At 68.9% G+C, this 25,420-nt stretch carries 28 protein-coding genes; 24 read left to right on the plus strand and 4 right to left on the minus strand.

The features are described from left to right. Nucleotides 1-44 precede the first annotated feature (44 nt). Entirely contained in the window at nt 45-524 is a 480-nt protein-coding gene (locus P8934_RS04090) for a gluconokinase (RefSeq protein ID WP_278033061.1), read from the minus strand. 322 nt (nt 525-846) lie between these two features. Here P8934_RS04090 and P8934_RS04095 point away from each other — a divergent pair, with 322 nt between their 5' ends. Then, a complete protein-coding gene (locus P8934_RS04095) occupies nt 847-2,256 on the plus strand; it encodes an MBL fold metallo-hydrolase (RefSeq protein ID WP_278033062.1) in 1,410 nt (469 codons plus the stop codon). Between the two features lie 89 nt (nt 2,257-2,345). Continuing rightward, complete coding sequence (locus P8934_RS04100; RefSeq protein ID WP_278033063.1) at nt 2,346-3,320, plus strand: bile acid:sodium symporter; 975 nt, start codon at nt 2,346-2,348, stop codon at nt 3,318-3,320. Nucleotides 3,321-3,325: 5 nt separating this feature from the next. On the opposite strand, the gene P8934_RS04105 is transcribed toward P8934_RS04100, so the two are convergent. Then, nucleotides 3,326-3,952 carry an ankyrin repeat domain-containing protein gene (locus tag P8934_RS04105; RefSeq protein ID WP_278033064.1) on the minus strand — a complete coding sequence of 209 codons (627 nt, stop codon included), beginning with the start codon at nt 3,950-3,952 and terminating at the stop codon, nt 3,326-3,328. 203 nt (nt 3,953-4,155) lie between these two features. On the opposite strand from P8934_RS04105, the gene P8934_RS04110 reads away from it, so the two are divergent. From P8934_RS04110 to P8934_RS04175, 14 genes are all read left to right on the plus strand, one after another. Continuing rightward, complete coding sequence (locus P8934_RS04110; protein WP_278033065.1) at nt 4,156-4,740, plus strand: rhodanese-like domain-containing protein; 585 nt, start codon at nt 4,156-4,158, stop codon at nt 4,738-4,740. A gap of 79 nt (nt 4,741-4,819) precedes the next feature. After that, nucleotides 4,820-5,293 carry a hypothetical protein gene (locus tag P8934_RS04115; RefSeq protein ID WP_278033066.1) on the plus strand — a complete coding sequence of 158 codons (474 nt, stop codon included), beginning with the start codon at nt 4,820-4,822 and terminating at the stop codon, nt 5,291-5,293. Between the two features lie 29 nt (nt 5,294-5,322). Continuing rightward, entirely contained in the window at nt 5,323-5,514 is a 192-nt protein-coding gene (locus P8934_RS04120) for a DUF2892 domain-containing protein (RefSeq protein WP_106229806.1), read from the plus strand. A 215-nt stretch (nt 5,515-5,729) separates the two neighbouring features. Then, on the plus strand, nt 5,730-6,641 hold the full coding sequence (locus P8934_RS04125; RefSeq protein WP_278033067.1) for an MBL fold metallo-hydrolase: 912 nt from the start codon (nt 5,730-5,732) through the stop codon (nt 6,639-6,641). Nucleotides 6,642-6,802: 161 nt separating this feature from the next. Further along, a complete protein-coding gene (locus P8934_RS04130; protein ID WP_278033068.1) occupies nt 6,803-7,672 on the plus strand; it encodes an MBL fold metallo-hydrolase in 870 nt (289 codons plus the stop codon). 21 nt (nt 7,673-7,693) lie between these two features. Continuing rightward, a complete protein-coding gene (locus tag P8934_RS04135; RefSeq protein ID WP_278033069.1) occupies nt 7,694-8,113 on the plus strand; it encodes a TIGR01244 family sulfur transferase in 420 nt (139 codons plus the stop codon). A gap of 45 nt (nt 8,114-8,158) precedes the next feature. Next, entirely contained in the window at nt 8,159-9,412 is a 1,254-nt protein-coding gene (locus P8934_RS04140; RefSeq protein ID WP_278033070.1) for an FAD/NAD(P)-binding oxidoreductase, read from the plus strand. Between the two features lie 30 nt (nt 9,413-9,442). Continuing rightward, nucleotides 9,443-11,206, plus strand: coding sequence for a sulfate permease (gene sulP, locus P8934_RS04145; RefSeq protein WP_278033071.1), 1,764 nt, complete (start codon nt 9,443-9,445; stop codon nt 11,204-11,206). A 113-nt stretch (nt 11,207-11,319) separates the two neighbouring features. Beyond that, on the plus strand, nt 11,320-11,781 hold the full coding sequence (locus tag P8934_RS04150; protein WP_278033072.1) for a YeeE/YedE family protein: 462 nt from the start codon (nt 11,320-11,322) through the stop codon (nt 11,779-11,781). Then, nucleotides 11,778-12,206, plus strand: a complete 429-nt coding sequence (locus tag P8934_RS04155) for a DUF6691 family protein (RefSeq protein WP_133637714.1) — start codon at nt 11,778-11,780, stop codon at nt 12,204-12,206. The genes P8934_RS04150 and P8934_RS04155 overlap by 4 nt, the downstream gene beginning before the upstream one ends. A gap of 184 nt (nt 12,207-12,390) precedes the next feature. Then, complete coding sequence (locus P8934_RS04160; RefSeq protein WP_278033073.1) at nt 12,391-13,092, plus strand: response regulator; 702 nt, start codon at nt 12,391-12,393, stop codon at nt 13,090-13,092. Continuing rightward, the gene (locus P8934_RS04165) at nt 13,089-14,483 is read left to right on the plus strand and encodes an ATP-binding protein (protein WP_278033074.1); all 1,395 of its coding nucleotides are present in this window, start codon (nt 13,089-13,091) and stop codon (nt 14,481-14,483) included. Before P8934_RS04160 ends, P8934_RS04165 begins: the two co-directional genes overlap by 4 nt. Continuing rightward, nucleotides 14,480-15,175, plus strand: a complete 696-nt coding sequence (locus P8934_RS04170) for a cytochrome c (protein ID WP_278033075.1) — start codon at nt 14,480-14,482, stop codon at nt 15,173-15,175. Before P8934_RS04165 ends, P8934_RS04170 begins: the two co-directional genes overlap by 4 nt. After that, nucleotides 15,172-16,137, plus strand: coding sequence for a c-type cytochrome (locus P8934_RS04175; protein WP_278033076.1), 966 nt, complete (start codon nt 15,172-15,174; stop codon nt 16,135-16,137). Before P8934_RS04170 ends, P8934_RS04175 begins: the two co-directional genes overlap by 4 nt. 80 nt (nt 16,138-16,217) lie before the next feature. On the opposite strand, the gene dsbG is transcribed toward P8934_RS04175, so the two are convergent. Then, complete coding sequence (gene dsbG / locus P8934_RS04180) at nt 16,218-16,982, minus strand: thiol:disulfide interchange protein DsbG (RefSeq protein ID WP_278033077.1); 765 nt, start codon at nt 16,980-16,982, stop codon at nt 16,218-16,220. 232 nt (nt 16,983-17,214) lie between these two features. Between dsbG and P8934_RS04185 the strand changes: the two genes are divergently transcribed. After that, nucleotides 17,215-17,679: a copper chaperone PCu(A)C gene (locus P8934_RS04185; RefSeq protein ID WP_278033078.1), complete on the plus strand. Its 465-nt coding sequence runs from the start codon at nt 17,215-17,217 to the stop codon at nt 17,677-17,679. On the opposite strand, the gene P8934_RS04190 is transcribed toward P8934_RS04185, so the two are convergent. Then, nucleotides 17,680-19,515, minus strand: a complete 1,836-nt coding sequence (locus P8934_RS04190) for a sugar phosphorylase (RefSeq protein ID WP_278033079.1) — start codon at nt 19,513-19,515, stop codon at nt 17,680-17,682. A gap of 142 nt (nt 19,516-19,657) precedes the next feature. Here P8934_RS04190 and nrdR point away from each other — a divergent pair, with 142 nt between their 5' ends. The 7 genes from nrdR (at nt 19,658) to P8934_RS04225 (ending at nt 25,344) form a co-directional block, all read left to right on the plus strand. After that, nucleotides 19,658-20,143 carry a transcriptional regulator NrdR gene (gene nrdR / locus P8934_RS04195; RefSeq protein WP_278033080.1) on the plus strand — a complete coding sequence of 162 codons (486 nt, stop codon included), beginning with the start codon at nt 19,658-19,660 and terminating at the stop codon, nt 20,141-20,143. Further along, nucleotides 20,143-21,291, plus strand: a complete 1,149-nt coding sequence (ribD, locus tag P8934_RS04200) for a bifunctional diaminohydroxyphosphoribosylaminopyrimidine deaminase/5-amino-6-(5-phosphoribosylamino)uracil reductase RibD (protein ID WP_278033081.1) — start codon at nt 20,143-20,145, stop codon at nt 21,289-21,291. Before nrdR ends, ribD begins: the two co-directional genes overlap by 1 nt. A 365-nt stretch (nt 21,292-21,656) precedes the next feature. Beyond that, the gene (gene ribBA / locus P8934_RS04205; protein WP_278033082.1) at nt 21,657-22,820 is read left to right on the plus strand and encodes a bifunctional 3,4-dihydroxy-2-butanone-4-phosphate synthase/GTP cyclohydrolase II; all 1,164 of its coding nucleotides are present in this window, start codon (nt 21,657-21,659) and stop codon (nt 22,818-22,820) included. Nucleotides 22,821-22,900: 80 nt separating this feature from the next. Beyond that, on the plus strand, nt 22,901-23,401 hold the full coding sequence (ribE, locus tag P8934_RS04210) for a 6,7-dimethyl-8-ribityllumazine synthase (protein ID WP_133637703.1): 501 nt from the start codon (nt 22,901-22,903) through the stop codon (nt 23,399-23,401). After that, the gene (gene nusB / locus P8934_RS04215; protein ID WP_278033083.1) at nt 23,398-23,901 is read left to right on the plus strand and encodes a transcription antitermination factor NusB; all 504 of its coding nucleotides are present in this window, start codon (nt 23,398-23,400) and stop codon (nt 23,899-23,901) included. The genes ribE and nusB overlap by 4 nt, the downstream gene beginning before the upstream one ends. 13 nt (nt 23,902-23,914) lie before the next feature. Beyond that, nucleotides 23,915-24,874: a thiamine-phosphate kinase gene (gene thiL, locus P8934_RS04220; protein ID WP_278033084.1), complete on the plus strand. Its 960-nt coding sequence runs from the start codon at nt 23,915-23,917 to the stop codon at nt 24,872-24,874. Further along, nucleotides 24,871-25,344 (plus strand): phosphatidylglycerophosphatase A, encoded by a 474-nt coding sequence (locus P8934_RS04225; RefSeq protein WP_106229826.1) that lies wholly within the window; start codon nt 24,871-24,873, stop codon nt 25,342-25,344. The genes thiL and P8934_RS04225 overlap by 4 nt, the downstream gene beginning before the upstream one ends. Nucleotides 25,345-25,420: the final 76 nt, after the last annotated feature.

The raw sequence follows: 25,420 nt of genomic DNA on the forward strand, positions 1-25,420 counted from the left end.
TTTCGATAATTTTCTCTGACGTTTTCACCCGGAAAGGGCAGGGATCAGGCGTCAATTTGCTCGATAAAGGCCGACACGATCTCCTCCGGTGAGAGGGAGATATCCATGCGAATCGCCTCGTCGTCGCCCGGGGGTTCCAGGTCGCGAAGCTGGCTGTCCAGCATGTGATCGCCCTGGAAGAAATGCCCCTGACGGGCGCGCAGTCGTGCCAGCAGGAGCTCCCGGCTACCGTGCAGATAGAGGATGCGCAATGCCGGCGCTCCCGTGCGCAGCTGGTCGCGGTAGCGGCGCTTGAGCGCCGAGCAGACGATCACCAGCGAACGCCCCTGGCGAGCATGGTCACGGAAGAAACCGGCAAGGGTCTCGAGCCAGCCCTCCCGGTCGCCGTCGTTGAGGGGTTCGCCACGCGACATCTTGGCGATGCTGCTGGCACTGTGGTGGTCATCGGCATCGATGAAGTCGGCACCGATGGTCTCGGCAAGGCGCTTGCCGACGTGAGACTTCCCGGACCCTGAAACCCCCATGACTAGTACGAGTGTCGGCGTGGATTTCATCTGTCTTCTTCCATTGTATGGGTAGAATATATGTCGTTTATCATAGCGAAAGAACGACGGGAATGGCCAGTGAATCTCGCGCCTTTGCCAGGCATGTCGTCATGCCTTTCCCGGTATCGAGAGAAGCTGATGGGCGGCCTGCCCGATCGGTATGACCCTCGTCAAGGGGAGTGGCTCGAATGACGCCGACAGGACGTGAATCCGTTATGCTGAGGTCAAGGGGCCGGCCTGGGACGGGGGCTCGCCCTGTTCTTCGGCTACCAGCAGTTCTTCGGCTACAAGGAGCGAGACCATGTCGACACTCACCTTCCAGGGCGCGGTCAAGGAGGTCACCGGGTCGCGCTATCTCATCGAACTGGACGGCAATGGCCGCTCTCACAAGCTGCTGCTGGAGTGTGGCCTGCATCAGGGCGGCAGCGACGCCGACGAGGCCAACGCCAGGTCCTTCGGAAGCCTGCCTCGGGAGCTGGAGGCGGTCGTGCTCTCCCATGGCCATCTCGACCATTCGGGGCTGCTGCCCAAGCTGGTGCGGGAGGGATATCGTGGGCCGATCCACTGCACACGGGGCACCCGCGACCTGCTGGAGATCATGCTCCAGGACGCCGCCTTCATCATGGCCAAGGACGTCGAGTGGGAGAACAAGTGGCGCAAGCGCAACGGCAAGCCGCTGGTCGAACCGCTCTACGAGTTGGAGGACGTGGAACAGACCCTGGCACTGTGCGAGTCCCACCCCTACGGCCAGCTGGTCGAATTGCCGGGCGGGGCCAGCCTGGTGTTCCGCGACGCCGGTCACATCCTCGGTTCGGCCATCGTCGAGCTGGCCATCCCCTCCGGAGGGCAGACGAAGCGGCTGGTATTTTCCGGCGACCTGGGCAATCCCAGCTCGGTGCTGATGAAGGATCCCGAGAAGCTCTATGACGCCGATCTGGTGCTGATGGAGAGCACCTATGGCGACCGCGACCATCGGCCCCTGGAGGAGACCCTCGAGGAGTTCGCCCGCGTGCTGGAAGAGGCCCATGAGGCGGGCGGCAACGTGCTGATTCCCGCCTTCGCCGTGGGGCGTACCCAGGAGATCCTCTACCATCTGAGCGTGCTCTACCATGAGGGGCGGCTGCGCCAGCAGATGGTGTTCCTGGACAGCCCCATGGCGATCAAGGTCACCGAGCTCTACCACCGGGCACGCAAGTCGCTGGATCCCGAGGACCTCAAGGTGCTCAACGTGGCGGCCAGCGGCGATACCAGCCAGTACCTGCCGATCCTGCGCATGACCCGTACCGTGGAGGAGTCCATGGCCATCAATCGCATCCACGGCGGGGCGATCATCATCGCCGGGGCCGGGATGTGCAATGGCGGGCGCATCATCCACCACTTCCGCTACAACCTGGAGAAGCCCGATACCCGCCTGGTGATCGTCGGCTTCCAGGCCGCGGGCACGGTGGGGCGCCAGATCGTCGACGGCGCCGAGCGGATCCGCGTGATGGGCCGGGACCTGGCGGTCAAGGCGAAGGTCCACACCATCGGCGGCTTCTCGGCCCATGCCGGCCAGACCCAGCTTCTGGGCTGGGCCGGGGCCTTCCGCAACCGTCCCCGCTTCTACCTGGTGCATGGCGAGCCCGGGGCCCAGCAGGCGCTGCAGGCGGCTCTCGCCCGCAGCGACATCGCGGCCGAGATTCCCGCCTACGGTGACTGTATCGAGCTCTGAGCAGGCCTCGCCGCGACAACCTGTCGTCTTGCCGGCGCAATGGCGCCGGCGCACCGTGATGGCCTTGGGAGTCCGCAGGAGAGGGGAGCATGATGGGGGTGATCCAGGCGTTGACGCGCAAACTGGTGGTGGCAATACCTGTGACCCTGCTGCTGGGGCTGGCCTTCGGTGCCTTGGCCCCCGTCGGCTGGCTCTCGGCGCTGGTGATCCCGCTGACGCTGCTGATGATCTACCCGATGATGGTCAACCTGCGCCTTCGCGAGCTGCTGGTGGGCGGCGACGGCCGTGCCCAGGGGCTGGCGCAGTTGATCAACTTCGCGGTGATCCCCTTCATCGCCTTCGGGCTGGGCCTGTGGTGGTTCGCCGATCAGCCCTACCTGGCGCTGGGGCTGATGCTGGCCGCACTGCTGCCCACCAGTGGCATGACCATCTCCTGGACCGGCTTTGCCCGGGGCAACCTGCCGGCAGCGGTAAAGATGACCGTGGTCGGGCTGATCCTGGGCTCGCTGGCCACGCCGCTCTACGTGAAGTGGCTGATGGGCGCCGCCATCCCGGTGGACCTGTTGGCGGTATTCCGCCAGATCATCCTGGTGGTGGGCATCCCCATGCTGGCCGGCCAACTGACGCGACACTTCCTGATCAGGCGCCACGGGGCGGAAGGCTTTCGCAAGCAGTGGGCGCCACGCTTTCCACCGTTCTCGACCCTCGGGGTACTGGGGATCGTCTTCGTGGCCATGGCGCTCAAGGCCGATGACCTGCTGGCAAGCCCCGGCCTGCTGCTGGACATCGCCGTACCGCTGCTGCTGCTGTATGGCGTCAACTACCTGATCAGCACCCTGGTGGCCAGGGCCTGGCTGACCCGTGGCGACGGTATCGCCCTGGTCTACGGCACGGTGATGCGCAACCTCTCCATCGCCCTGGCGCTGGCCATGAACGCCTTCGGCGAGGCCGGGACCGACGCCGCCCTGCTGATCGCCCTGGCCTATATCATCCAGGTGCAGTCCGCGGCCTGGTACGTGCGTTTCTCGGATCGGCTGTTCGGTCCACCGGCGGAGCCGGCCTGACCGCGCTACTCGCCGGCGACGGCGGCCTCGAGGCGCGAGGTGATCTCCCGATGGCCGTTCTCCCTCGCCCAGTGCAGCGGCGTGGTGCCGTCGTCGGCCTCGTGAGTGGGGTCGGCGCCATATGTCAGCAGCAGCTCCACCAGCTCGGTGCGGCCGTCCTTGGCGGCCCAGGTCAGGCTCGACCAGCCCGCCTCGTCATCCACGGCATCCACGTCGGCACCGGCATCGAGGAGTGCTCGGCTGGTGGCCTCCTGGTCGTTGATCACCGCCACCAGCAGCGCCGAATAGCCGGCCTGGTCGCGGTGCTCGGTATCGGCACCCCGGGCCAGCAGCGCCTCGAGCATCGCCAGGTGGCCATTGGCGGCGGCCTTCAACAGCGCCGTCCAGCCGCAGCGGTCGCTGGCATCCACCGCGGTGCCGTCGTCGAGCATTGCCAGCACGGCATCCGTCTCGCCGCGCTCGGCGGCCAGCGTCAGCGCGGTGCGGCCCAGCGGGTCGACGGCCGACGCTTCAGGGGCCATCAGGCGAGGCCCCAGCAGGAAGGCGGCAACCATCACCAGCGGCAGCAGGATGCCGGTGAGCATGGGGTAGCGCCGATAGGGCAGGGTGATCCATCGCCGGACGCTGGACATGTGCCGCTCCGCCTGTGTGGGAACAGCCGCCATGATGCCTTCCGGTGAGTGGCGGGTAGGTGCGTCACGTTGTCCCCATTGCCGTCCTTCACTCGGCGGATTGACCTGTATCAAGGTGCGTCCAGATGCCCCATGCAGATGATGCGGCAATGGACTAGACTCAAATCAATACAGGAAAAGTTATTTGCTTAGAGGATATAGTTATGAAGATGACACATCTGCTGGCGAGTTCACTGCTGGCGGCGACACTGGCTGCCGGGCCGGCCCTGGCCGAGGAGGCCGCCGCCTATCGGGAAACACAGCTGGGGCTCTACGTCACGGCGAGCGAGGCCTATGAGCTGATGCAGGAAAACGATCGGGCCGTGCTGGTCGACGTGCGCGATCCCATCGAGATCAAGTTCACCGGCTTCGCCGAACCCACCGACATCCATGTGCCCTGGGTGCTGGCCGATCGCGAGAACTTCGATGAGGAGGCGAAGAGCTGGCCGATGGTCAAGAATGCCGACTTCGAGGCCCAGGTGCGGGCCGAGCTGGAGGCCCTGGAGGTGGCCGAGGACGACCCGATCATCGTCATGTGCCGCTCCGGTTCTACCCGTAGTGCCCCCGGCGCCGACGTGATCGCCGAGATGGGCTTCAGCCAGGTCTATTCGGTGACCGATGGCTTCGAGGGCGGCAAGCTCGAGGAGGGCGACTCCAGGGGCGTGCGTGCGGTCAATGGCTGGCGCAACTCCGGGCTGCCCTGGAGCTATGAGATCGACCCCGACGTGGCCTGGCGCCCGGCCGAATAAGCGATTTTAACCAGGTCGTGCTCGGCACGTCCGAGCAGGCTTGCTCCCACGATCGACCCCAACGAATCGAGGTAACACCATGAGCTTCAAGACGACCCTTGGCGTAGCCATTGCCGCCGGTGCCATGAGCCTGGGCACCGCTGCCCTGGCCGATAACCACGGCGGCGACGAGCCGCAGGACCGGGCCCTGGTGATCCTCACCAGCGACTCGCTGCAGACCCAGGGCATGGCGATGATCCTGACCCGGAATATGCAGGGGCAGGGCACAGACCCACATATTTTGCTCTGCGACCAGGCGGGTGATCTGGCCATCGAGGGATACGAGAGCGACGAGCCCTTCAAGACGCCGGCCATGAGTGAGGTGGACCAGATGACGCCGGAGGCGATCCTGAAGATGCTGATAAAGGATGGCGCCCAGGTGGATGTCTGCGCGATCTATCTGCCCAACAGTGACCACGGCGAGGGCGATCTGCTCGAGGGCGTCGGCGTGGCCGCTCCCGGTCCGATGGCCGAGATGATGCGCGACCCGTCCATCCCCGTTTACAGCTTCTGAGCGTCCGAAGCGAACCCAAGGAGTCCGTCATGAAGAGCAATGTGGGCGGTATCGACAAGATTGCCCGTATCGTGGTCGGGGCCGTGCTGATCCTGCTGGCCCTGACCGGCACCATCGGCGTCTGGGGCTGGATCGGCGTGGTGCCGCTGGCCACCGGCCTGTTCAACTTCTGTCCGGCCTGGAAACTGCTGGGTATCAATACCCGCAAGCCGAACAAGTAGGCAGCACGGCTCGGGACCGTAGTGTTCCACAAGGCGCCTGCGACCTCCGGGTTGCGGGCGCCTTGCGTTGAGGCGAGCAGGCCGCTTCCGGGGCGGCCTGGAACTATCGCGACCATGCACGGACTCAATCGGTGTATAGAGCATAATATGCTAAGGTTATTCCGAATTCGGTAATCACCGCCCGGTCGAGGCCGGGCGCCATCAGGAGGTGACCCATGAAGACCTTCGCCCTCTCCCCGAGCAGTGGTGTCGGCACTCCCGACGTGGCCGGTTTCTTCGACCCGCGGACCTTCAGCGTGCAGTACGTTGTGAGTGACCCGGCGACCCGCCAGTGCGCGATCATCGACCCGGTCCACGACTTCGACGAGAAGTCCGGAGCGACCGCCACCCACCACGCCGACGAGCTGCTGGCCTACGTCAAGGACCAGGGGCTCCAGGTTCAGTGGATCCTCGATACCCACCCCCACGCCGACCACTTCTCCGCGGCGCAGTACCTGAGTGAGAAGACAGGCGCCCCCACTGCCATCGGCGAGAAGGTGGTGGAGGTACAGAAGCTCTGGAAGGAGCTCTACCACTGGCCCGACTTTCCCGCCGACGGCTCGCAATGGGATCGGCTGTTCGCCGAGGGCGACTCCTTCCGCATTGGCGAGCTGGAGGCGCGGGTGATGTTCTCGCCGGGCCATACCCTGGCCTCGATCACCTACGTGATCGGCGATGCCGCCTTCGTCCATGACACCCTCTTCCAGCCGGACTTCGGCACCGCCCGGGCTGACTTCCCCGGCGGCGATGCCCACCAGCTGTGGCGCTCCATCCAGGCGATCCTGGCGCTGCCCGACGAGACCCGGCTCTTTACCGGCCACGACTACATGCCCGATGGTCGCGAGCCGCAGTGGGAGAGCACGGTGCGCGAGCAGCGCGAGACCAACAAGCACCTGGCCGGCGGCGTCACCGAGGATGACTACACGGCAATGCGCGACGAGCGCGACAGCGAGCTGCCGATGCCCAAGCTGATCCTGCACTCCCTGCAGGTGAATACCCGGGGCGGTCGCCTGCCGGAGCCCGAGGCCAATGGCAAGCGCTACCTGAAGATCCCGCTGGACGCCCTGGAAGGCGCCGCCTGGGAATGACGGCCTGCAACAGGCCCGTCGCCGCGGCGACGGGCCTCCCGGATGGCAGGAATGTCATCCATCGCCGGTTGCATATAGCAAAATAATCTATTCTTAGAACTTTAATTGCGCTAAGCTGACCTCATACCCCGGCCAGTGACATTCGATGGAGGTCGTTCCCCATGTCCCAGCAGCCAAGCGTGACCCATTTCTTCGACGAGCCCACCAACACCTTCAGCTACGTGGTGCAGGATCCCGACAGCAAGGCGTGTGCGATCCTCGATTCGGTGCTCGACTTCGACTACGCCGCCGGCCGCACCGACGTGCGCTCCGCCGACGAGATCATCGCCTTCGTGCGCGACAACGGCCTCGAGGTGGAGTGGATCCTCGAGACCCACGTCCACGCCGACCACCTCTCCGCCGCGCCCTACCTGCACGAGAGTCTGGGCGGGCTGACCGGCATCGGCGCCAACATCACCGTGGTGCAGGACGTCTTCGGCAAGGCCTTCAACGCTGGCACCGAGTTCGCCCGCGACGGCAGCCAGTTCGACCGCCTCTTCGAGGAGGGTGACACCTTCACCATCGGCAACCTGGAGGGGCGGGTGCTGCACACCCCGGGCCACACCCCGGCCTGCCTGACCTACGTGATCGGCGATGCTGCCTTCGTCGGCGATACCCTGTTCATGCCCGATTACGGCACCGCCCGCTGCGACTTCCCGGGCGGTGACGCCCGCACCCTCTATCGCTCCATCCAGAAGGTGCTGGCGCTGCCGGGCGAGACGCGCCTCTTCCTGTGCCATGACTACAAGGCGCCGGAGCGCGAGGAGTACCAGCACGAGACCAGCGTGGCGGAGCAGCGTGCCCACAACGTCCATGTCCACGAAGGCGTCAGCGAGGAGGCGTTCGTCAAGATGCGCACCGAGCGCGACGCCACCCTGGATATGCCTCGGCTGATCCTGCCCTCGGTGCAGGTCAACATGCGCGCCGGCCACATGCCGCCGGCCGAGGATAACGGCCAGGTCTACCTCAAGGTGCCGATCAACAAGTTCTGAATGGCTCAGGAGTCAGTCGATATGCAGATTCATCAGCTCGAACCCGGCTTCGCCATCACCGATGCCGTGACGCCCGCCGATCTCGACGAGGTCGCTCGCCGCGGCTTCCGCTCGGTGATCTGCAACCGCCGTCCCGGCGAGGCCGAGGACCACCCCGACGACCGCGCCCTGAGTGCCCGAGCCGCCGAGCTGGGCCTCGAATGGCGCTGTATCCCGGTCACCCCGGGCGAATACTCGGAGGCCGACATCACGGCCTTCGGCCAGGCCCTCGACGGCTTGCCCACTCCCATCCTCGCCTTCTGCAGGACCGGCAAGCGGGCCGTGCACCTCTGGGCCCACGCCCGCTCCCGGGAGGCCGGCTGCGATATCCCGGCGCTGCTGGCCGCCGCCCACGATGCCGGCCATGATCCGCAGCCGATCCGCGAGATGCTCGAGACCTGACAGGCGCCCCCCACGACAACGATAACGACGCCCTGGAGCCATGCCATGCACCACCCGACCCCCGAGAGTTCGTCCCGTCATCATGATGTCGTCGTCATCGGCGGCGGCGCGGCGGGCATCGCAGTCACCGCGAGCCTGCTGAAGCGCCGCGGCGACCTGGACATCGCTATCGTCGACCCTGCCGAGACGCACAGCTACCAGCCTGGCTGGACCCTGGTGGGCGGCGGGGTATTCCCGGCCGCCATTACTCGCCGTCCCATGGGCGATGTGATTCCCGACAGGGCCAGCTGGTATGCGGCCGGCGCCGAACGCGTCGACCCGCAATGCGGCGAGGTGGTGCTGGTCGATGGCCGGCGCCTCGGCTATTCCCGGCTGGTGGTGGCGCCCGGACTGGTCATCGACTGGGGCGCGATCGAGGGGCTGGAGCAGACGCTGGGCCAGAACGGCGTGACCTCCAACTACCGTTTCGACCTGGCGCCCTACACCTGGTCGCTGGTGCAGTCGCTGGAGAAGGGCCGGGCGCTGTTCACTCAGCCGCCGATGCCGATCAAGTGCGCCGGTGCCCCGCAGAAGGCCATGTACCTCTCCTGCGACCACTGGCATCGCCGGGGGCGCCTGGACGGGATAGAAGTGAGCTTCTGCAACGCCGGGGAAGCGCTGTTCGGTGTGGCGGACTATGTGCCGGCCCTCGAGGGCTACATCGCGCGCTACGGCATCGAGAAGGCCTTCGGTCATCGCCTGGTGGCCGTGGATGGCCCATCGCGCACGGCACGGTTCGTCGTATCCGGCGAGGACGGGGAGCGCACCGTGGAGCGCCCCTTCGACATGCTGCATGTGGTGCCGCCCCAGAAGGCCCCGGCCTTCATTGCTGAATCGGGGCTCGCCAATGCCGGGGGCTGGCTGGACCTCGATCCCGAGACGCTGCAGCACGCCCATTACCCGGCGGTGTTCGGCCTGGGCGACGCCAGCGGTACGGCCAATGCCAAGACCGCGGCGGCGGTGCGCAAGCAGGCGCCGGTGGTGGCCGAGAACCTGCTGGCCTCCCTGGACGCGACACCGTTGTCGGCGGCCTACCTGGGCTATGGTTCCTGCCCGCTGACCGTGGAGCGGGGACGCATCGTGCTGGCCGAGTTCGGCTATGGTGGCGCCCTGCAGCCGACCTTCCCGCGCTGGGTCAACGAGGGCACCCGGGCGACTCGCCGGGCCTGGTGGCTCAAGGCCAAGCAGCTGCCCTGGCTCTACTGGAACGGCATGCTCAAGGGACACGAGTGGCTGGCCCGACCGGCGCGACGTCACTGAGCAGGATTCACCGCAGATGACGAGACCTTCATGATCCCTTCACGCTGGATTCCCCTGATCGGCTGGCTGCACGGCTACCGGCGCGATGTGCTGGCGCGTGACCTGGTGGCGGCGGTGATCGTCACCCTGATGCTGGTGCCCCAGGCGCTGGCCTATGCCCTGCTGGCCGGCCTGCCGCCGGAAGTGGGGCTCTACGCCAGCATGCTGCCGCTGGTGCTCTATGCCCTCTTCGGCACCAGCGCCACCCTGGCGGTGGGGCCGGTGGCGGTGGCCTCGCTGATGACCGCCTCGGCGCTCTCCGGCATCGCCACTCCCGGTAGCGCGGAGTACGTCGGGGCGGCCCTGGTGCTGGCGGCCCTCTCCGGCCTGGTCCTGGTGACCATGGGGGTGCTGCGCCTGGGGTTCCTCGCCAATTTCCTGAGTCACCCGGTGATCTCGGGCTTTGTCACCGCCTCGGGCATCCTGATCGCCGCCAGCCAGTTGCGTCACGTGCTGGGCGTGGAGGCGTCCGGCCACAACCTGGTGGAGATGGGGTCGGCGCTGGTCGCGGGGCTTCCGGACACCAATGTCATTACCCTGGTGATCGGGCTCGGTGTCTGGGGCTACCTGCTGCTGTGCCGACGCCATCTGAAGGGCGGCCTGAGGCGCCTGGGGCTGTCGGCAACGGTCGCCGACCTGGTGGCCAAGGCCGCGCCGGTCTCGGCGGTGGTCGCCACCACCCTGTTGGCCTGGGGGCTGGGCCTCGGTCAGCAGGGGGTGGCCCTGGTCGGCGAGGTGCCCAGCGGCCTGCCGTCACTGGCCCTGCCCAGCCTGGATCCCGAGCTGTGGTCGAACCTGCTGCCGGCGGCGGTGCTGATCAGCCTGGTGGGTTTCGTGGAGTCGGTCTCGGTGGCCCAGACCCTGGCCGCCAAGCGGCGCCAGCGGATCGATCCCAACCAGGAGCTGATCGCCATGGGGCTCGCCAATATCGGGGCAGGCACGAGCGGCGGCTCGCCTGTATCCGGCGGTTTCTCCCGGTCGGTGGTCAACTTCGAGGCCGGTGCCGCCACGCCTCTCGCCGGCGCCTTCACCGCCCTGGGCATCGCCGTGGCCACCCTGGCGCTGACCGCGCCCCTGGCCTTCCTGCCCAAGGCGACACTTGCCGCCACGATCATCGTCGCGGTGGGCACCCTGATCGACCTGCCCGCCATCCGGCGCACCTGGGCCTATTCCCGGGCCGATGGCGTGGCCATGCTGGCCACCCTGGTGCTGACCCTGGCCCATGGCGTGGAGAGCGGGATCCTGGTCGGCGTGGGTCTGTCGCTCGGCCTTCACCTGTATCGCACCAGCCGCCCGCACAGCGCGGTGGTGGGGCGGGTGCCCGGCAGCGAGCACTTTCGCAACGTGCGGCGCCACGAGGTCGAGACCGACGAGCGGATCGCCATCCTGCGGGTCGACGAGAGCCTCTACTTCGCCAACGCCCGCTATCTGGAGGACACCGTGATGGCGCTGGCGGCCCGCCAGCCGGGCCTCGAGCACATCGTGCTGGCCTGCCAGGCGGTGAACGTCATCGATGCCTCGGCGCTGGAGAGCCTGGAGGCGATCAATGCGCGGCTCAAGGACTCCGCCGTCACCCTGCACCTGGCCGAGGTCAAGGGGCCGGTGATGGATCGGCTGCAGCATACGGAATTCTGCCATGAGCTGACCGGCAGGGTGTTCCTGAGCACCTATGACGCCTGGCGGGCCTTGCACGACAATGTCGACGCGGTCTCGGACCGGGTCTGCGGCGAGGCCGGGCTGGTCGCCAGCAAGTAGGGCCGGCGCGTGCATCGCGCCGTTCCTGCCGACGACAGGCGGGGCAGGGCGCTTCGGCGCGGGCTGCTGAACCGGGTGGACGAGCGGTACCCTGACACTAGAGGAGATATGACGTGGATTGGACAGCAAGCCTTCAGGGGCTGATCGGCGGTGTGCTGATCGGCCTATCGGCCACCTGGCTGATGGCCACCCTGGGCCGCATCGCCGGCATCAGCGGGATAATCGGCACCCTGGTCACCGCGCGGCCCAGGGGGGACAGCGCCTGGCGCCTGGCCTTCGTGCTGGGGCTGGTCAGCGGTCCCGTGGTGGTGCTGCTCGCCGGTGGCGGGCTCGGCAACGTGGCCGGCGCCCCGGGTGAGGTGATCGGCGAGCCCGCGGTGGGTGTGCCGCTGATGCTGCTGGCCGGCCTGCTGGTGGGCCTGGGCACGGGCCTGGGTAGCGGTTGCACCAGCGGCCATGGCGTCTGCGGCCTCTCCCGACTCTCGGTGCGCTCGATGGTGGCGACCGTGACCTTTCTGGTGGCGGCGATCGCCACCGTGTTCGTGGTCCGGCACGTGATCGGAGGTGGTGCATGAAGACCGAGACCCTGAAGACGATCATGGGCTATGTCGCGGGGCTGATCTTCGGTCTCGGCCTGGCCATCTCCGGCATGACCGACCCGGCCCGGGTGCTCGGCTTCCTGGATGTCGCCGGGGCCTGGGACCCGACGCTGATGTTCGTGCTGGGCGGCGCCGTGATCACCAACTTCATCGGCTACCGGCTGGTGCTGCGTCGCCCCAACCCGGTGTTCGGCGAGCGCTTCCAGCTGCCCACCCGTCAGGACATCGACGGCCGCCTGATCGGCGGAGCCGCGCTGTTCGGCATCGGCTGGGGCCTCTCCGGCTACTGCCCGGGACCGGCCTTCGCCTCCATCGCCGGGCTCACCGGCCCGCTGCTCGCTATGCTGGTGGCCATGGTGGCGGGCTGGTTCCTGGCCCGGGCGATCCCTGCCAGGGGATGACACTGCCTGAACACCCGCCACGCTCCCCCGCCGGCCTGCCGGCGGGGGCTTTTCTGCGACCCGGAAGTTGCGACCCTGAGCTTGCGACCAATGGACGAGCGCGAATCGTTCTAGCCTTATGACGGCTTAACGCCTTCTTAATGGTCGGGTGACACGATGTCGCACATCACGAGGATTCCCAGTCATGCACGTACTGCTCATCGAGGACGATGCCCTGGTGGCGTCGGGCATCCAGGCCGGCCTGGCCGTCTATGACTTCGTCATCGACCATGTGGGCTCCATGGCCGAGGCACGCTCGGCCATGGAAACCGTGTCGAGCGATGTGGTCATCCTCGACCGGGGCCTGCCCGACGGTGACGGCATGCTGCTTCTCGAGGAGTGGCGCAGGGCCGGCGTGGATACCCCGGTGCTGATCCTCACCGCCCGCGACGCGGTGAGCGATCGCATCGAGGGGCTGCATGTGGGTGCCGATGACTACCTGGTGAAGCCCTTCGACCTGGACGAGCTGGTGGCGCGCCTTCAGGCCCTGCTGCGCCGGGCCGCCGGGCGCTCCCGGGCGCTGGTCGAGCATGGCCCGCTGTGCCTGGATCCGGTCTCCCGCGAGGTCAGCGTGGCGGGGCGGGCGGTGAGCCTCTCGCGCCGCGAGCTGGTGCTGCTGGAGGCCTTCCTCCAGGCGCCGCGCAGCGTGCTGACCGCCGGCCAGCTCAAGGACAGCCTCTACGGCATGAACGAGGAGGTGGAGAGCAATGCGCTCAACGTGCATATCCACCACCTGCGCCGCAAGCTCGGCAGCCGGGTGATCGAGACGGTGCGCGGCCTGGGGTACCGGCTGGGCAAGCCCTCCGCGGTGGAGGTGCCGCGCCGCCATGGGGCCGGCCGGGCATGAGCCTGCGCACGCGCCTGGTGCTGACCCTGGGGCTGACCCTGCTGCTGCTCTGGGGCCTGGCCGCCGCCTGGCTGATGCGCGACCTCCACCAGCAGGTTGAGAAGACCCTGGACCAGCGGCTCGCCCAGTCGGCCCGCATGGTGGCCGGGCTGATGGCCCAGCTGCCGCTGGAGGTGTGGGAGCAGGCCGACCAGCGTGCCCTCTCGATCCCGCCCATCGAGGGGCTGGCCTGCCAGGTGCATTCGCCGCGCGGCGAGATCATCGCGCGCACCCATACCGACATGGAGGACATCCTGCAGGCGCGCGAGCCGGGGCATGCCTACCGCGAGGAGGGCGGCGTGACCTGGCGGGTGTTCACCTACGAGCGGGGCGGGCTGACCATCACCACCGCCGACCGCATGGACGAGCGCGACCTGCTGATGCGCAACGTGCTGCAGGTGGCGGTGGTGCCCTTCGTGGTGGCGCTTTCCGGCAGCCTGCTGGCGCTGTGGTTCGGCGTGGTGAGGGGGCTGCGGCCGCTGGGCCGGCTGCGCGATGCGCTGGCTCGCCGCCACCCGGATGCCCTGGCACCGGTGGCGACCCATGGCGTACCGGTGGAGATCCGTCCACTGGTGGAGACCCTCAATGGCCTGCTGGCGCGCATCCAGCAGACCATCGTGCGCGAGCAGCGCTTCACCAACGATGCCGCCCACGAGCTGCGCACCCCGCTGACGGCCATCAAGACCCACCTGCAGGTGGCCAGCCGGGTCGAGGGCGAGGCGGCGCGCCAGTCGCTGGACCATGCCGAGGAGGGCGTGGCGCGCCTGTCGCGGACCCTGGACCAGCTGCTGATGCTGGCGCGGGTGGAAGGGCGGCTACACTTCGAGGACGGCGAGGCCAGCCGTGCCGCCGACGTGGTGGAGCTGGCGCTGCGCGACGCTTCGGCAAGCGACCGGCAACGCTTCGCGCTGCCCGAGGCCTGGCCCGAGGTGGAGCTGGCGGTGCCTCGGGAACTGGCGATCACCGCGCTGCGCAACCTGGTGGACAACGCCCTCCGCCACGGCCCCGGGGAGAGCCCCGTGGAGGTCGCCGCCCGCATCGACGCGGATGGCCAGACGCTGACCTACGGGGTCAGGGACCATGGCCCCGGGGTCGACGATGCCCAGCTCGAGCAGCTGCCGCGCCGCTTCTGGCGGGCCAGCCGCCGGCAGGGCAGTGGCCTGGGGCTGGCGATCGTCGCCGCCATCGCCGAGCGCTTCGGCGGAGGGCTGGCATTTTCCCGCCCCGAGGGGGGTGGGCTGGAGGCCCGGCTGACGCTGCCGCTGACGCCGAGGTCGACGGGCCCGGTACGGCCGGCCCGGGAAGCAACCCCGCAAGGGATCAATGACAACGACGAGGGTGACCCGAAATGACGAGCATGAGGATCGCGAGCGGGCTCGGCCTGCTGCTGGGCCTTGGCCTGGCTGCCGGTCAGGCCCAGGCCCTGGAGGGCGATGCCGAGCGCGGCCAGCAGGCGGCCGGTGCCTGCGTGGCCTGCCACCAGGCCGACGGCATGGGCATGAACAACCCCCAGGGCGAGTCCTGGCCGCGCCTGGCGGGGCTGCCGGCGGAGTACATCGCCAAGCAGCTGCATGACATCAAGGAAGGACGGCGCGAGAGTGCCACCATGATGGCCTTTGCCAACATGCTGGACGACCAGCAGATCGCCGATGTGGCGGTCTACTACGCCGAGATGGAGCCCTGGCCGGAACTGCCCACTGCCTACCGTGCCGCCGATCCGACCGACGAGGCCGAGTGGCTGGCCGACCGCGGTGACTGGGCCGAGGGCAAGATGATCCCGGCCTGCAGCCAGTGCCACGGCCCCAATGGCCAGGGCGTCGGCGCCACCTTCCCGCCGCTGGCGGGCCAGCACGCGGGCTATATCGTCAGCCAGCTCGAGGCCTGGCGCGACGGCAAGCGCCACAACGACCCCAACGACCTGATGGTGGGCATCGCCGAGCGGCTCGACGAGGAGCAGGTCGCGATGATCGCCGACTACTACGCCACGCTGCCGGAGCGCATCGCCGAGCGAGAGACCCGGGCGCAAGAGGAGGACGGTCAATGAACCAGCGCACATCCCACCTGCTGATCGCCGGCACTCTGGTTTCGGCGCTGAGCCTCTCCCTGGCCGCGGTTGCCCAGGACGACGCGACCGAGCGCGACTACCAGGTCCCGTTGCCCGAGGCCCCCGAGGGCGAGATCACCTTCCAGCCGCCCCATGAGCGCGACCTTCCCGACAACCAGTACGGGGAGATGGTGCGCAAGGGCCGCGACCTCTTCGTCAACACCCAGGCACTGCGCGGCGAGTACGTCTTCAACGACCAGAACTGCGCGAACTGCCACCTCGATGCCGGCCGGCTCGCCAACTCGGCGCCGATGTGGGCCTCCTTCGGCGTCTACCCGGCCTATCGGGGCAAGAACGACAAGGTCAATACCCTGGCCGAGCGCATCCAGGGCTGCTTCACCTACTCCATGAACGGCAAGCCGCCGGAGTACGGCAGCGAGCCGCTGGTCGCCATGCAGACCTACCTGCACTGGATGGCCACCGGCGCGCCGATCAACGAGTCGATGCCGGGTCGCGGCTATCCCAAGCTCGAGGAGACCGAGCAGGGCGCCGACCGCGAGCGCGGTGCCGAGGTGTATGCCCAGCAGTGCGCGGTCTGCCACGGTGACGAGGGCCAGGGCCAGAAGGTCGACGAGCGACAGGTCTTCCCGCCGCTGTGGGGCGACGGGGCCTACAACTGGGGCGCCGGCATGCACCGGGTGAATACCGCCGCCAACTTCATCAAGGCCAACATGCCGCTGGGCAAGCCCTACTCCCTCTCCGACCAGGAGGCCTGGGACGTGGCGGCCTTCATCAACAGCCATGAGCGGCCCCAGGATCCGCGGCGCCGCACCCTGGAGTCCGTGGACGAGACCGACGAGATCTTCCACAACCACCATGGGTTCTACGGGGACGAGATCGACGGCCGTCGCCTGGGCGACCATGCCGACTTCGGCGAGAACCCGACGCCCCTCGACGGCTGATCCGTGACGGGGAGACGCGACGGGCCCCGCTGCCATCGGCAGCGGGGCCCACTTGCATCCTGGTGGCGCGTCGCGCCGCCTCAGGGACGCGGCGAGCCCATCATCGCCTCGAGGCGCGCCGCGTCGGGGGCTCCTTCGACCTTCTCCAGGCGCCCGGCCTCGTTGCGGTAGTAGGTGGTGGGTGTGGCCATCAGTCCCAGGCCCTCGAAGAGCTGGTTGTTGGCATAGACCTGCTCCTCGACCTCGCGGGGCTGGGCGGAACCGTCGATGCCGCTGTCACTCTCCTGGTGTGCCTGCAGCGCCGCGGCGGGATCCTCGGCGCCGAGCAGGGCAGCCGCCTTGGCCGGGCTGTCGCTCTTCAGGATGCCGACCATGATGTGGCGCAGCTGCACCTCGCCGGCCTCGACCCAGGGGCGGCTCTGGTCGTGGAAGCGGGCGCAGTAGGGGCAGTTGGGGTCGGTGAAGGTGTAGATCACGCGCCCTGCCTGTGGGTCGCCGTCCTGGATCCAGTGGCTCTCCTCGAGCTGCTGCCACACCTCGGCCTCCTGGACGCTGCGCACGTGCTTGTCCAGGGGCGCGGCGGAGAGGTCGTTGCCCTCGGCGTCGAGCAGGGTGCCGACCACGGCATGGTCGCCGTCCGGCGTGAGGTAGACGGCCATCTCGCGACCCCGGTGGCTGGCGGCGTAGCCGCTGAGGCCGCCCGGGGCCGCGAACTCGCCGTGGATCTCCAGGCCCTGGTCCACCAGGGCCTGGACCGGGGCCGGCCAGTGCTCCTCGGCGGCGAGCGCCGAGGTCAGCGAGAGCGTGACCAGGCCGGCTGTCAGGGAGAGGAATAAAGTTCGCATCGCGATGTCCTGTTATAAAGAGATGTTATGAAGAGATGTCATGAAGGGGTGTCGCCAGGGCGTGTCGTGGGGACCCGTCGGGGGCCCGGGAGTTCCCATCCTGCCACGCGTCCATTAGCCGTGGATTAATGCTGGCACCCCCAGGCGGGACGCGATGTCGCAGCCCGCTCCCCGTCAACGGCGAGGCAGGGTAAGCTCAACGCGTTCCCTTGAGCCCATGGAGTCGACCGACATGCGCATCGCAGCCCTGCCGCTGGTCCTGTTCTCGCTGTTCAGCGCCACTGCCCTGGCCCAGTCCCTCACCGTCGAGGAGGCCCGGGTGCGGGCGGTGCCGCCGGGGTCGCCGACCACCGCCGCCTTCATGGCGCTGACCAACCCGGGCGAGACGGACCTGGCGCTAGTCGGGGGCAGCTCGCCCCTGGCCGGCAGCCTGGAGCTTCACAACCACGTGATGGTGGATGGCGTGATGCAGATGCGCCAGGTCGAGACGATCCCGGTGCCTGCCGGCGAGACCGTGCGGCTGGCGCCCGGCGGCTGGCACCTGATGCTCTTCGAACTGGCCAGGATCCCGGTCGAGGGCGAGAGCGTCGAGCTCACCCTGACCCTCGACAACGGCGAGACCCTGACCGTCGAGGCCCCGGTCAAGCGGGTGCAGCCCATGGAGATGCAGGATGATGGCCAGCACGGTAGCCACTGATCAGCCCGGGGCCAGCAGCCACAGGCTGCGGTAGGGGGCCAGGCTTGCTTCCCGCGTCCAGGGAACATCCTCCAGCAGGTCGATCCAGCCGGGATGGTCGAGCCGGTCCAGCTCGAGTGGCTGGCGCCGGTCGCTGACGTTGTGGATCGCCAGCAGGCGTCGGCCATCGGGCAGTGGCCCTCGCTCCACCACCAGCAGTGCCGGCGGGGTGGGCACCACGCGCTGGGGCGCGTCCGGATGGAAGCAGGGCTCCCGGCGGCGCACCGCCAGGCGACGCGTCAGGGCCTGGAACACCTCGCGGGTCGGCGTGTTGCGGCTGTCGAGCAGCTCCTCGAGCTCGCGGCGCTGCCAGCGGCGGCGGTTGATCGCCCGCAGGCGGCCGCTGCGCTCGACCCCCTCCAGGTCGTTGAGGGTGGCGGTCAGCGAATGCACGTAGAGGGCGGGAATGCCCTGCAGGGCCAGCATCAGGTGCTGGCTGCACAGGAAGCGCTCCACCTGCCAGGGGTCGGCCCCCCGGCGGGTGCCCTTCATGGCCTCGAACCAGGTGATGTTGATCTCGTAGGGGATGTCCTGGCCCCGGGAGTCGGTGCGCATGCTGACGAACCCGCCGAAGCGGTGCATCAGCTCCAGCAGGGCCTCGACCTCGTGGTCCGGCAGCCAGCCCTCCAGCGGGCGGACGCCGATGCCGTCATGGCTGGCGGTGAAGTTGACGTAGCTGCACCCTGGCGGCAGGTCGGGCAGGCTCTCCAGCCAGCGGGCGAGGGTGGCCGCCTCGCCGCTGGTGAGGGCATGCAGCAGCAGCGGCGGGAGGGGGAACTGGTAGACCAGGTGCGCCTCGTCCGGGACTTCCGGACCCTCTTCCTGACCGTCTGAGCGCCGATCGAGTCCCCCGTCTGAAAGACGCTCCAGACCCCCGCCTGAAAGGCGATGCAGACCAAGGTAGCTGAGGTTCTCCCGGTGGGGCACGTTGGTCTCGGTCAGCAGCAGGGTGCCCGGCGCCATGTGGTCGACCACGGCCCGCAGCAGGCGCACCACCTCATGGGTCTCGGGCAGGTGAATGCAGGGCGTGCCGGGCACCTTCCACAGGAAGGCGATGGCGTCCAGGCGGATCACCCTTGCGCCCTGCGCCAGGTAGAAGAGCAGAATGCCGATGAATTCCAGCAGCACGTCGGGATTGGCGAAGTTCAGGTCGATCTGGTCCTCGGAGAAGGTCGCCCAGAGGTGGCGCGTGCCGCGGCGGGTAGGCACCGGCACCAGCAGCGGAGAGCTGCGCGGCCGCACCACCGCGGAGAGGTCGGTGGCCGGGTCCATCTCGATGAAGTAGTCCCGCCCCGGCAGGCTGCCCGACAGGTAGTCGACGAACCACAGCGACTCCCGGGACACGTGGTTCAGCACCAGGTCGACGATCAGGTCCCCATGCTCGGCCAGCCGGCGCAGGTGGCGCCAGTCGCCCAGGGCCGGGTCCACTTCCCGGTAGTGGATCACCGAGAAACCGTCGTCGCTGCTCCAGGGAAAGAAGGGCAGCACATGCACGCCGCTGAAGCTGTCGGGCAGGCGTGCCGCGAGGAAGTCATGGAGCACCGCCAGGGGCGGGGTGTCGCCGTCGAGCAGGCTGTCGCCGTAGGCGATCAGCCACTGATCCCGCTCGCTCCACAAGGGGGCGTCGCCTGGCGTCCCTGCGGAGGGCATGGCACCGCGATGGTGCGAGAGCAGCGTCATCAGGCGGCGCAGCACCTCCTCCCGGCGGGGCCCGTAGAGCAGGTCGAGGTGCTCGCGGGCGCGGGCGCCGAAGGCGGCTTCGTCCAGGGGGTGGGCGAGGGAGCGGGGCAGGGGCATGGTGGGCTCCGGTGGTCGGCCAGGGAATGCCACTCCCTTGCATGTCGCGTGCCATCTCGGGGCGGCGCTGCGTCGCTGGGCGCTCTCCTCGCGAACCGTTACAATGCGGCGACAGCCTTTCCAACGACCTCGGGTTATCCCTATGCATTGCCCCTTCTGTGGCGCCAACGACACGCGCGTGACCGACTCTCGGCTGGTGGCGGATGGCGACCAGGTACGGCGGCGGCGCCAGTGCGCGGCCTGCGGCGAGCGCTTCACCACCTACGAGACCGCCGAGCTGGTGATGCCGCGAGTGATCAAGTCCGATGGCACGCGGGAGGTGTTCGGCGAGGCCAAGCTGCGCGCCGGCATGCTGCGGGCGCTGGAGAAGCGACCGGTCAGCGCCGAGTCCATCGAGGCGGCGGTGGAGCGCATACGCCAGAACCTGCGCGCCCGTGGCGAGCGCGAGATCCATGCCCGAGACATCGGCGAGGAGGTGATGCAGGCCCTCAAGCGCCTCGACCAGGTGGCCTACATCCGCTTCGCCTCGGTCTATCGCAGCTTCCAGGACATCGACGAGTTCCGCGCCGAGATCGACCGTCTGGCCCAGGAACCCGGCTTCCCCACGGACCCGTCGGGAGCCTCCTGATGGCGCAGCATGCCTTCCCCGAGACCTGGATGGCGCGCGCCCTGACGCTGGCGCGCCGCGGGCGCTATACCACCGACCCCAACCCCCGGGTGGGCTGCGTGCTGGTCAAGGATGGCCGGGTGGTCGGCGAGGGCTGGCATGAGCGGGCCGGCGAGCCCCATGCCGAGATCCACGCCCTGCGAGCGGCGGGGGAGCAGGCCCGCGGCGCCACCGCCTACGTGACCCTGGAGCCCTGCTCCCATCAGGGGCGCACTGGCCCCTGTGCCCTGGCGCTGGTCGAGGCCGGCGTGACGCGGGTGGTGGTGGCCATGCAGGACCCCAACCCTCGGGTTGCCGGCCGGGGCATCTCCCGGCTGCGTGCCGCCGGCATCGAGGTGGCGGTGGGCCTGCTCGAGGAGGAGGCGCTGGCGCTCAATCCCGGTTTCGTGATGCGCATGTCCCACGGCCGGCCCTTCGTGCGCCTGAAGATGGCCATGAGCCTCGACGGCCGCACCGCCATGCGCTCCGGTGAGTCCCAGTGGATCACCGGGCCCCAGGCCCGCCGCGAGGTGCAGCGCCTGCGTGCCCGCTCCAGCGCCATCCTCACCGGGGTCGAGTCGATCATCTTCGACAACGCGCGGCTCACCGTGCGCCCCGAGCAGCTCGAGCTGCCCGAGGGCGAGGCGCTCGCTGCCCGCCAGCCGCTGCGCGTGGTGGTGGACTCCCGGCTGCGCCTGCCCCTGGCCGCGGCCTGCCTGCGCGAACCCGGCCGCACCCTGGTGGCCACCCTGGGCGACCACGACCCCGAGCGGCGCGAGCGGCTCCAGGCCGCCGGCGCCGAAGTGTTGGCGATGGACGCGGGCCCCGACGGCCGCGTCGACCTCGACGCCCTGCTGCGCCACCTGGCAGAGGCCGAGCAGGCCAACGAGGTGCTGCTGGAGACCGGGGCGACGCTGGCCGGTGCCATGCTCGAGGCCGGCCTGATCGACGAGATGCAGCTGTTCGTGGCGCCGACCCTGCTCGGCGGTGAGGCGCGTCCGCTCTTCGAACTGCCGGGCCTGACCCTGATGGCCCAGCAGAAGGGGCTGGAGGTCCTCGATATCCGCGCCGTGGGAGGAGACTGGCGCATCACCGCCCGGCCCCGGCGGCTTACGCAGACATCGCAGTGACCTTGCGCGAGGAGCGCCGGGGAGGTCGCAGAGGAGGTCCTACGCCATGGGTGAGGAGGATCCCCTCCGAACGGGCTGGCCAGGGATGGCCAGCACCGGTCTTGCAAGCGGAGCAGGATGCGAGAGCGCTGCAAGGCGTCGGTAGCGCCCAAGGATGGGTTCACAGCGCCTCCTCGATGGTCCGACACTTCGGGACCTGTTGCCGGGTCAGCTCCGAGCTGTATGAACTCCTAGCGACAGGGCTGTTTACTGGCGCCCGACGACGCGCCACGGTACCCTGACGCGGTTTCGAGGTGGCGACGCCCGATGGCGACCCGCTCGTCGTCGGATGACGACAGCCACCACGCTGAATCAATGGAGACTCCATGGTGCACTCCTCATCCGGGGGCCTGGCCCCCATCGAAGAACTGGTCGAGGACATCCGTCAGGGCCGGATGGTGATCCTGATGGATGACGAGGATCGCGAGAACGAAGGCGACATCATCATGGCCGCCGAGAAGGTCGAGGCCGAGCACATCAACTTCATGGCGCGCCACGCCAGGGGCCTGATCTGCCTGCCGATGACCCGCGAGCGCTGCGAGCGTCTCCAGCTGCCGCTGATGGTGCGCGACAACGGCTCCGGCTTCGGGACCAAGTTCACCCTCTCCATCGAGGCCGCCGAGGGCGTGACCACCGGCATCTCCGCCGCCGACCGGGCGCGCACCGTGCGCGCTGCGGTCGCCCGTGACGCGGTTGCCGCCGATATCGTCCAGCCCGGCCACATCTTCCCGCTGATGGCCGAGCCCGGCGGCGTGCTGCGTCGCGCCGGCCATACCGAGGCGGCTTGCGACCTCTCCGCCCTGGCCGGCCTCGACCCCAGCGGCGTGATCTGCGAGGTCATGAACGAGGACGGCAGCATGGCCCGCCGGGCGGAGCTCGAGCGCTTCGCCGTCGAGCATGGCCTGAAGATGGGCACCATCGCCGACCTGATCCACTACCGCATCCACAACGAGCAGACCGTGCAGCCGGTGGAGTCGACCCCGGTGCAGACCGCCTTCGGCGAGCTCAACCTGCACGTCTTCCGCGACAGCATCCAGGGCGCCCATCACCTGGCGCTGGTCAAGGGCCATCCGCACCCCGAGGCGCTGACCACGGTGCGCGTGCACCTGGCCAACCCGATGCGCGACCTGCTCGCCCTGCAGAAGGGCGACAAGCCGAGCTGGACCGCTCAGCAGGCGGTCGCCGAGGTGGCGCAGGCCGAGCACGGCGTCTTCGTGCTGCTCGACGACGGGCGTCCGCGCCAGGACCTCCATGCCATGCTCGAGGTGTTCCTCGAGCGCCGGCGGCCGCCGCGCACCAGCGACTCCGATGGCGCCGGCAACTACCTGACCATCGGCACCGGCTCGCAGATCCTGCGCCACCTGGGGGTGGGCAGGATGCGCCTGCTGAGCTCGCCCTGGAAGTTCTCGGCCCTCTCCGGCTTCGACCTCGAGGTGGTGGAACGACTGGAGCCCGGCGAGCAGGCGACTGCCGGGCAGGGCGACGACTAGCGCCGCCTTTCATATCGTGGCATGGCCCCCGGTCATGCCTGCCGGACCCTCAAGCCCCGGATCTCTCAGGACACAGAACCATGCAACCGATTTCCCAAGTCGAAGGCAGCTTCGTCGACGTCGATGGCCGCTACGTGATCGTGGTCGGCCGCTTCAATCATCATGTGGTGGACAGCCTGGTCGAGGGCGCCGTGGACAGCCTGGTGCGCCATGGCGTCGACCCGCAGGGCATCGATATCGTCCACGTGCCCGGCGCCTGGGAGCTGCCGCTGGCCATCAAGCGCGTGCTGCAGGTGGCCCGCCCCGATGCGGTGATCGCCCTGGGGGCGGTGATCCGCGGCGGCACCCCGCACTTCGAGTACGTCGCCGGCGGCTGCAACACCGCCATGGGCAACCTTCAGCTGGAGTTCGACACCCCGGTGGCCAATGGCGTGCTGACCGTCGAGTCCATCGAGCAGGCCATCGAGCGCGCCGGCACCAAGGCCGGCAACAAGGGCGCCGAGGCGGCCATGGCGGCCATGGAAATGGTCTCGCTGCTGCGCTGCTTCGGCGACGATGCCGACGACGGGGGTGAGGCATGAGCGGCGAGCGCTCCCGGGCCCCGTCGAAGACCCAGCAGTCCCGCCATGCGGCGCGTGAGCTGGCGGTGCAGGGCCTCTACCAGTGGCAGATGACCGGCAAGTCGATCAGCGCCGTGGAGGCCGAGTTCCGCAGCCAGGTGGCCGACGACGATCTCGAGGACCACGAGAACTGGCACAAGGTGATGGAGATCGCCGACCTGGCGCTCTTCCACGAGCTGCTGCACAACGTGGCGGACCAGCGCCGCGAGCTCGACGCCGCCATCGCGCCGCTGCTCGACCGGCGCCTGGAGGACCTCGATCCCATCGAGCTGGCGATCCTGCGCCTGGGCGCCTACGAGCTCTCGCGTCGCCTCGAGGTGCCCTATCGCGCAGTGATCAACGAGGGGGTCGAGCTGGCCAAGTCCTTCGGCGCCACCGACGGGCACAAGTACGTCAACGGCATTCTCGACAAGCTCGCCGTGCGACTGCGATCCGCCGAGGTCTCCGCGCGCCGCCGCTGAAGGTCCGTCCCTGATGCACAGCGAATTCGAGCTCATTACCCGCTTCTTCACGCCCGACCCGCCGGGGGCGGAGGCCGGCGTGACCCTGGGCGTGGGGGACGACTGCACCCTGCTGGCCCCGACCCCCGGACAGCGGCTCGCGGTCAGCGTGGATACCTCGGTGGCCGGCATCCACTTTCCCGAGGATGCGCCGGCCGTGGCGGTCGGCCACCGGGCGCTGGCGGTCAGCCTGAGCGACCTCGCCGCCATGGGTGCCCGTGCCCGCTGGTGCCTGATGTCGCTGACCCTGCCGGCGGCCGATGACGATGCCTGGCTGGCGGATTTCGCCCGCGGCTTCCATGCCCTCTGCGACGCCACCGGCACGGCCCTGGTGGGCGGCGACGTGACCCGCGGGACGCTTTCCATCGGCGTGACGGTGATGGGCGAGGTGCCCGCCGAGCAGGCATTGACCCGCAGTGGGGCCCGGCCGGGCGACCTGCTGGCGGTCACCGGTGCGCTGGGAGGCGGTGCCGGGGGGCTGGCCCTGTGGCGCCGCGGCGAGCGGGACACCGGCCATCCGCTGCTCAGGCGCTACCTCCATCCGCTACCGCGCCTCGAGGCAGGCCTGGCCCTGCGCGGCCTGGCCAGTGCCGCCATCGACATCTCCGACGGCCTGCTGGCCGACCTCGGGCATGTCCTCGAGGCCTCGGGTGTCGGGGCCGAGCTGATGCCCGACACGCTGCCCCTGGCCGAGGGCCTGGTGGCGGCGCTGGGCGAAGAGGGGGCCCGGCAGGCGGGGCTCCACGGCGGCGACGACTACGAGCTGCTGCTCGGCCTGCCCCCCGAACACCTCGACGAGGCCCGCGCCCGGCTGGCCGCCCTGGACCTGCCCCTGACGGTGATCGGTCGCGTCAGCGACCAGCCCGGCCTGCGGGGGGTGACCGTCACCGGCGAGCGGGGCTGGCAGCACTTCCCGGGCGAGGGTGTTCCATGAACCAGGCCCCCGCCAGCGTCTGGCGACGCCCCGTGCATTTCCTGGCCTTCGGGCTGGGCAGCGGCACCGTGCCCTTCGCGCCCGGTACCTTTGGTACCCTGGCCGCGATCCCCTTCTACTGGTTGATGTCCGAGCTGCCGCTGGGCTGGTACCTGGGCCTGGTGGCGGTGACCTTCTTCTGGGGCATCTGGCTGTGCGACAAGACCTCCCACGACCTGGGGGTCCACGACCACTCGGGCATCGTCTGGGACGAGTTCGTCGGCTACTGGCTGACCATGGCGGCGGTGCCCTTCTCCTGGGAGGCTGCCCTCTGGGGGTTCGTGGTCTTCCGCATCTTCGATGTCTTCAAGCCCTGGCCGATCCGTTGGGCGGACCGGCGGGTGGCCGGCGGCTTCGGCATCATGATCGACGATGTCCTCGCGGCCGCCTATGCATGGAGTACCATGCACCTGTGGTTCTGGCTCCACTGATCCGGCGGCAACGAACGTTCTCCAGCGTCCCGACGACACAGGAGTGGTCCGCACAAGGCGCGGGTAAGGAATGCCA

The sequence above is a fragment of the Halomonas sp. CKK8 genome, from assembly GCF_029625235.1.
Classification (GTDB): domain Bacteria; phylum Pseudomonadota; class Gammaproteobacteria; order Pseudomonadales; family Halomonadaceae; genus Halomonas; species Halomonas ventosae.

What these genes read in the sequence shown, in the direction of transcription:
- sulP (WP_278033071.1), top strand. Translation starts at nt 9,443, where the DNA reads ATGATCCCTTCACGCTGGATTCCCCTGATCGGCTGGCTGCACGGCTAC.
- ribBA (WP_278033082.1), top strand. Translation starts at nt 21,657, where the DNA reads ATGGTGCACTCCTCATCCGGGGGCCTGGCCCCCATCGAAGAACTGGTC.
- P8934_RS04185 (WP_278033078.1), top strand. Translation starts at nt 17,215, where the DNA reads ATGCGCATCGCAGCCCTGCCGCTGGTCCTGTTCTCGCTGTTCAGCGCC.
- P8934_RS04130 (WP_278033068.1), top strand. Translation starts at nt 6,803, where the DNA reads ATGTCCCAGCAGCCAAGCGTGACCCATTTCTTCGACGAGCCCACCAAC.
- nrdR (WP_278033080.1), top strand. Translation starts at nt 19,658, where the DNA reads ATGCATTGCCCCTTCTGTGGCGCCAACGACACGCGCGTGACCGACTCT.
- P8934_RS04095 (WP_278033062.1), top strand. Translation starts at nt 847, where the DNA reads ATGTCGACACTCACCTTCCAGGGCGCGGTCAAGGAGGTCACCGGGTCG.
- P8934_RS04125 (WP_278033067.1), top strand. Translation starts at nt 5,730, where the DNA reads ATGAAGACCTTCGCCCTCTCCCCGAGCAGTGGTGTCGGCACTCCCGAC.
- P8934_RS04105 (WP_278033064.1), bottom strand. Translation starts at nt 3,952, where the DNA reads ATGTCCAGCGTCCGGCGATGGATCACCCTGCCCTATCGGCGCTACCCC.
- P8934_RS04225 (WP_106229826.1), top strand. Translation starts at nt 24,871, where the DNA reads ATGAACCAGGCCCCCGCCAGCGTCTGGCGACGCCCCGTGCATTTCCTG.
- P8934_RS04135 (WP_278033069.1), top strand. Translation starts at nt 7,694, where the DNA reads ATGCAGATTCATCAGCTCGAACCCGGCTTCGCCATCACCGATGCCGTG.
- P8934_RS04190 (WP_278033079.1), bottom strand. Translation starts at nt 19,515, where the DNA reads ATGCCCCTGCCCCGCTCCCTCGCCCACCCCCTGGACGAAGCCGCCTTC.
- ribE (WP_133637703.1), top strand. Translation starts at nt 22,901, where the DNA reads ATGCAACCGATTTCCCAAGTCGAAGGCAGCTTCGTCGACGTCGATGGC.
- P8934_RS04155 (WP_133637714.1), top strand. Translation starts at nt 11,778, where the DNA reads ATGAAGACCGAGACCCTGAAGACGATCATGGGCTATGTCGCGGGGCTG.
- dsbG (WP_278033077.1), bottom strand. Translation starts at nt 16,982, where the DNA reads ATGCGAACTTTATTCCTCTCCCTGACAGCCGGCCTGGTCACGCTCTCG.
- P8934_RS04120 (WP_106229806.1), top strand. Translation starts at nt 5,323, where the DNA reads ATGAAGAGCAATGTGGGCGGTATCGACAAGATTGCCCGTATCGTGGTC.
- P8934_RS04100 (WP_278033063.1), top strand. Translation starts at nt 2,346, where the DNA reads ATGATGGGGGTGATCCAGGCGTTGACGCGCAAACTGGTGGTGGCAATA.
- P8934_RS04160 (WP_278033073.1), top strand. Translation starts at nt 12,391, where the DNA reads ATGCACGTACTGCTCATCGAGGACGATGCCCTGGTGGCGTCGGGCATC.
- P8934_RS04170 (WP_278033075.1), top strand. Translation starts at nt 14,480, where the DNA reads ATGACGAGCATGAGGATCGCGAGCGGGCTCGGCCTGCTGCTGGGCCTT.
- P8934_RS04165 (WP_278033074.1), top strand. Translation starts at nt 13,089, where the DNA reads ATGAGCCTGCGCACGCGCCTGGTGCTGACCCTGGGGCTGACCCTGCTG.
- P8934_RS04090 (WP_278033061.1), bottom strand. Translation starts at nt 524, where the DNA reads ATGGGGGTTTCAGGGTCCGGGAAGTCTCACGTCGGCAAGCGCCTTGCC.
- P8934_RS04110 (WP_278033065.1), top strand. Translation starts at nt 4,156, where the DNA reads ATGAAGATGACACATCTGCTGGCGAGTTCACTGCTGGCGGCGACACTG.
- P8934_RS04115 (WP_278033066.1), top strand. Translation starts at nt 4,820, where the DNA reads ATGAGCTTCAAGACGACCCTTGGCGTAGCCATTGCCGCCGGTGCCATG.
- P8934_RS04140 (WP_278033070.1), top strand. Translation starts at nt 8,159, where the DNA reads ATGCACCACCCGACCCCCGAGAGTTCGTCCCGTCATCATGATGTCGTC.
- thiL (WP_278033084.1), top strand. Translation starts at nt 23,915, where the DNA reads ATGCACAGCGAATTCGAGCTCATTACCCGCTTCTTCACGCCCGACCCG.
- nusB (WP_278033083.1), top strand. Translation starts at nt 23,398, where the DNA reads ATGAGCGGCGAGCGCTCCCGGGCCCCGTCGAAGACCCAGCAGTCCCGC.
- P8934_RS04175 (WP_278033076.1), top strand. Translation starts at nt 15,172, where the DNA reads ATGAACCAGCGCACATCCCACCTGCTGATCGCCGGCACTCTGGTTTCG.
- ribD (WP_278033081.1), top strand. Translation starts at nt 20,143, where the DNA reads ATGGCGCAGCATGCCTTCCCCGAGACCTGGATGGCGCGCGCCCTGACG.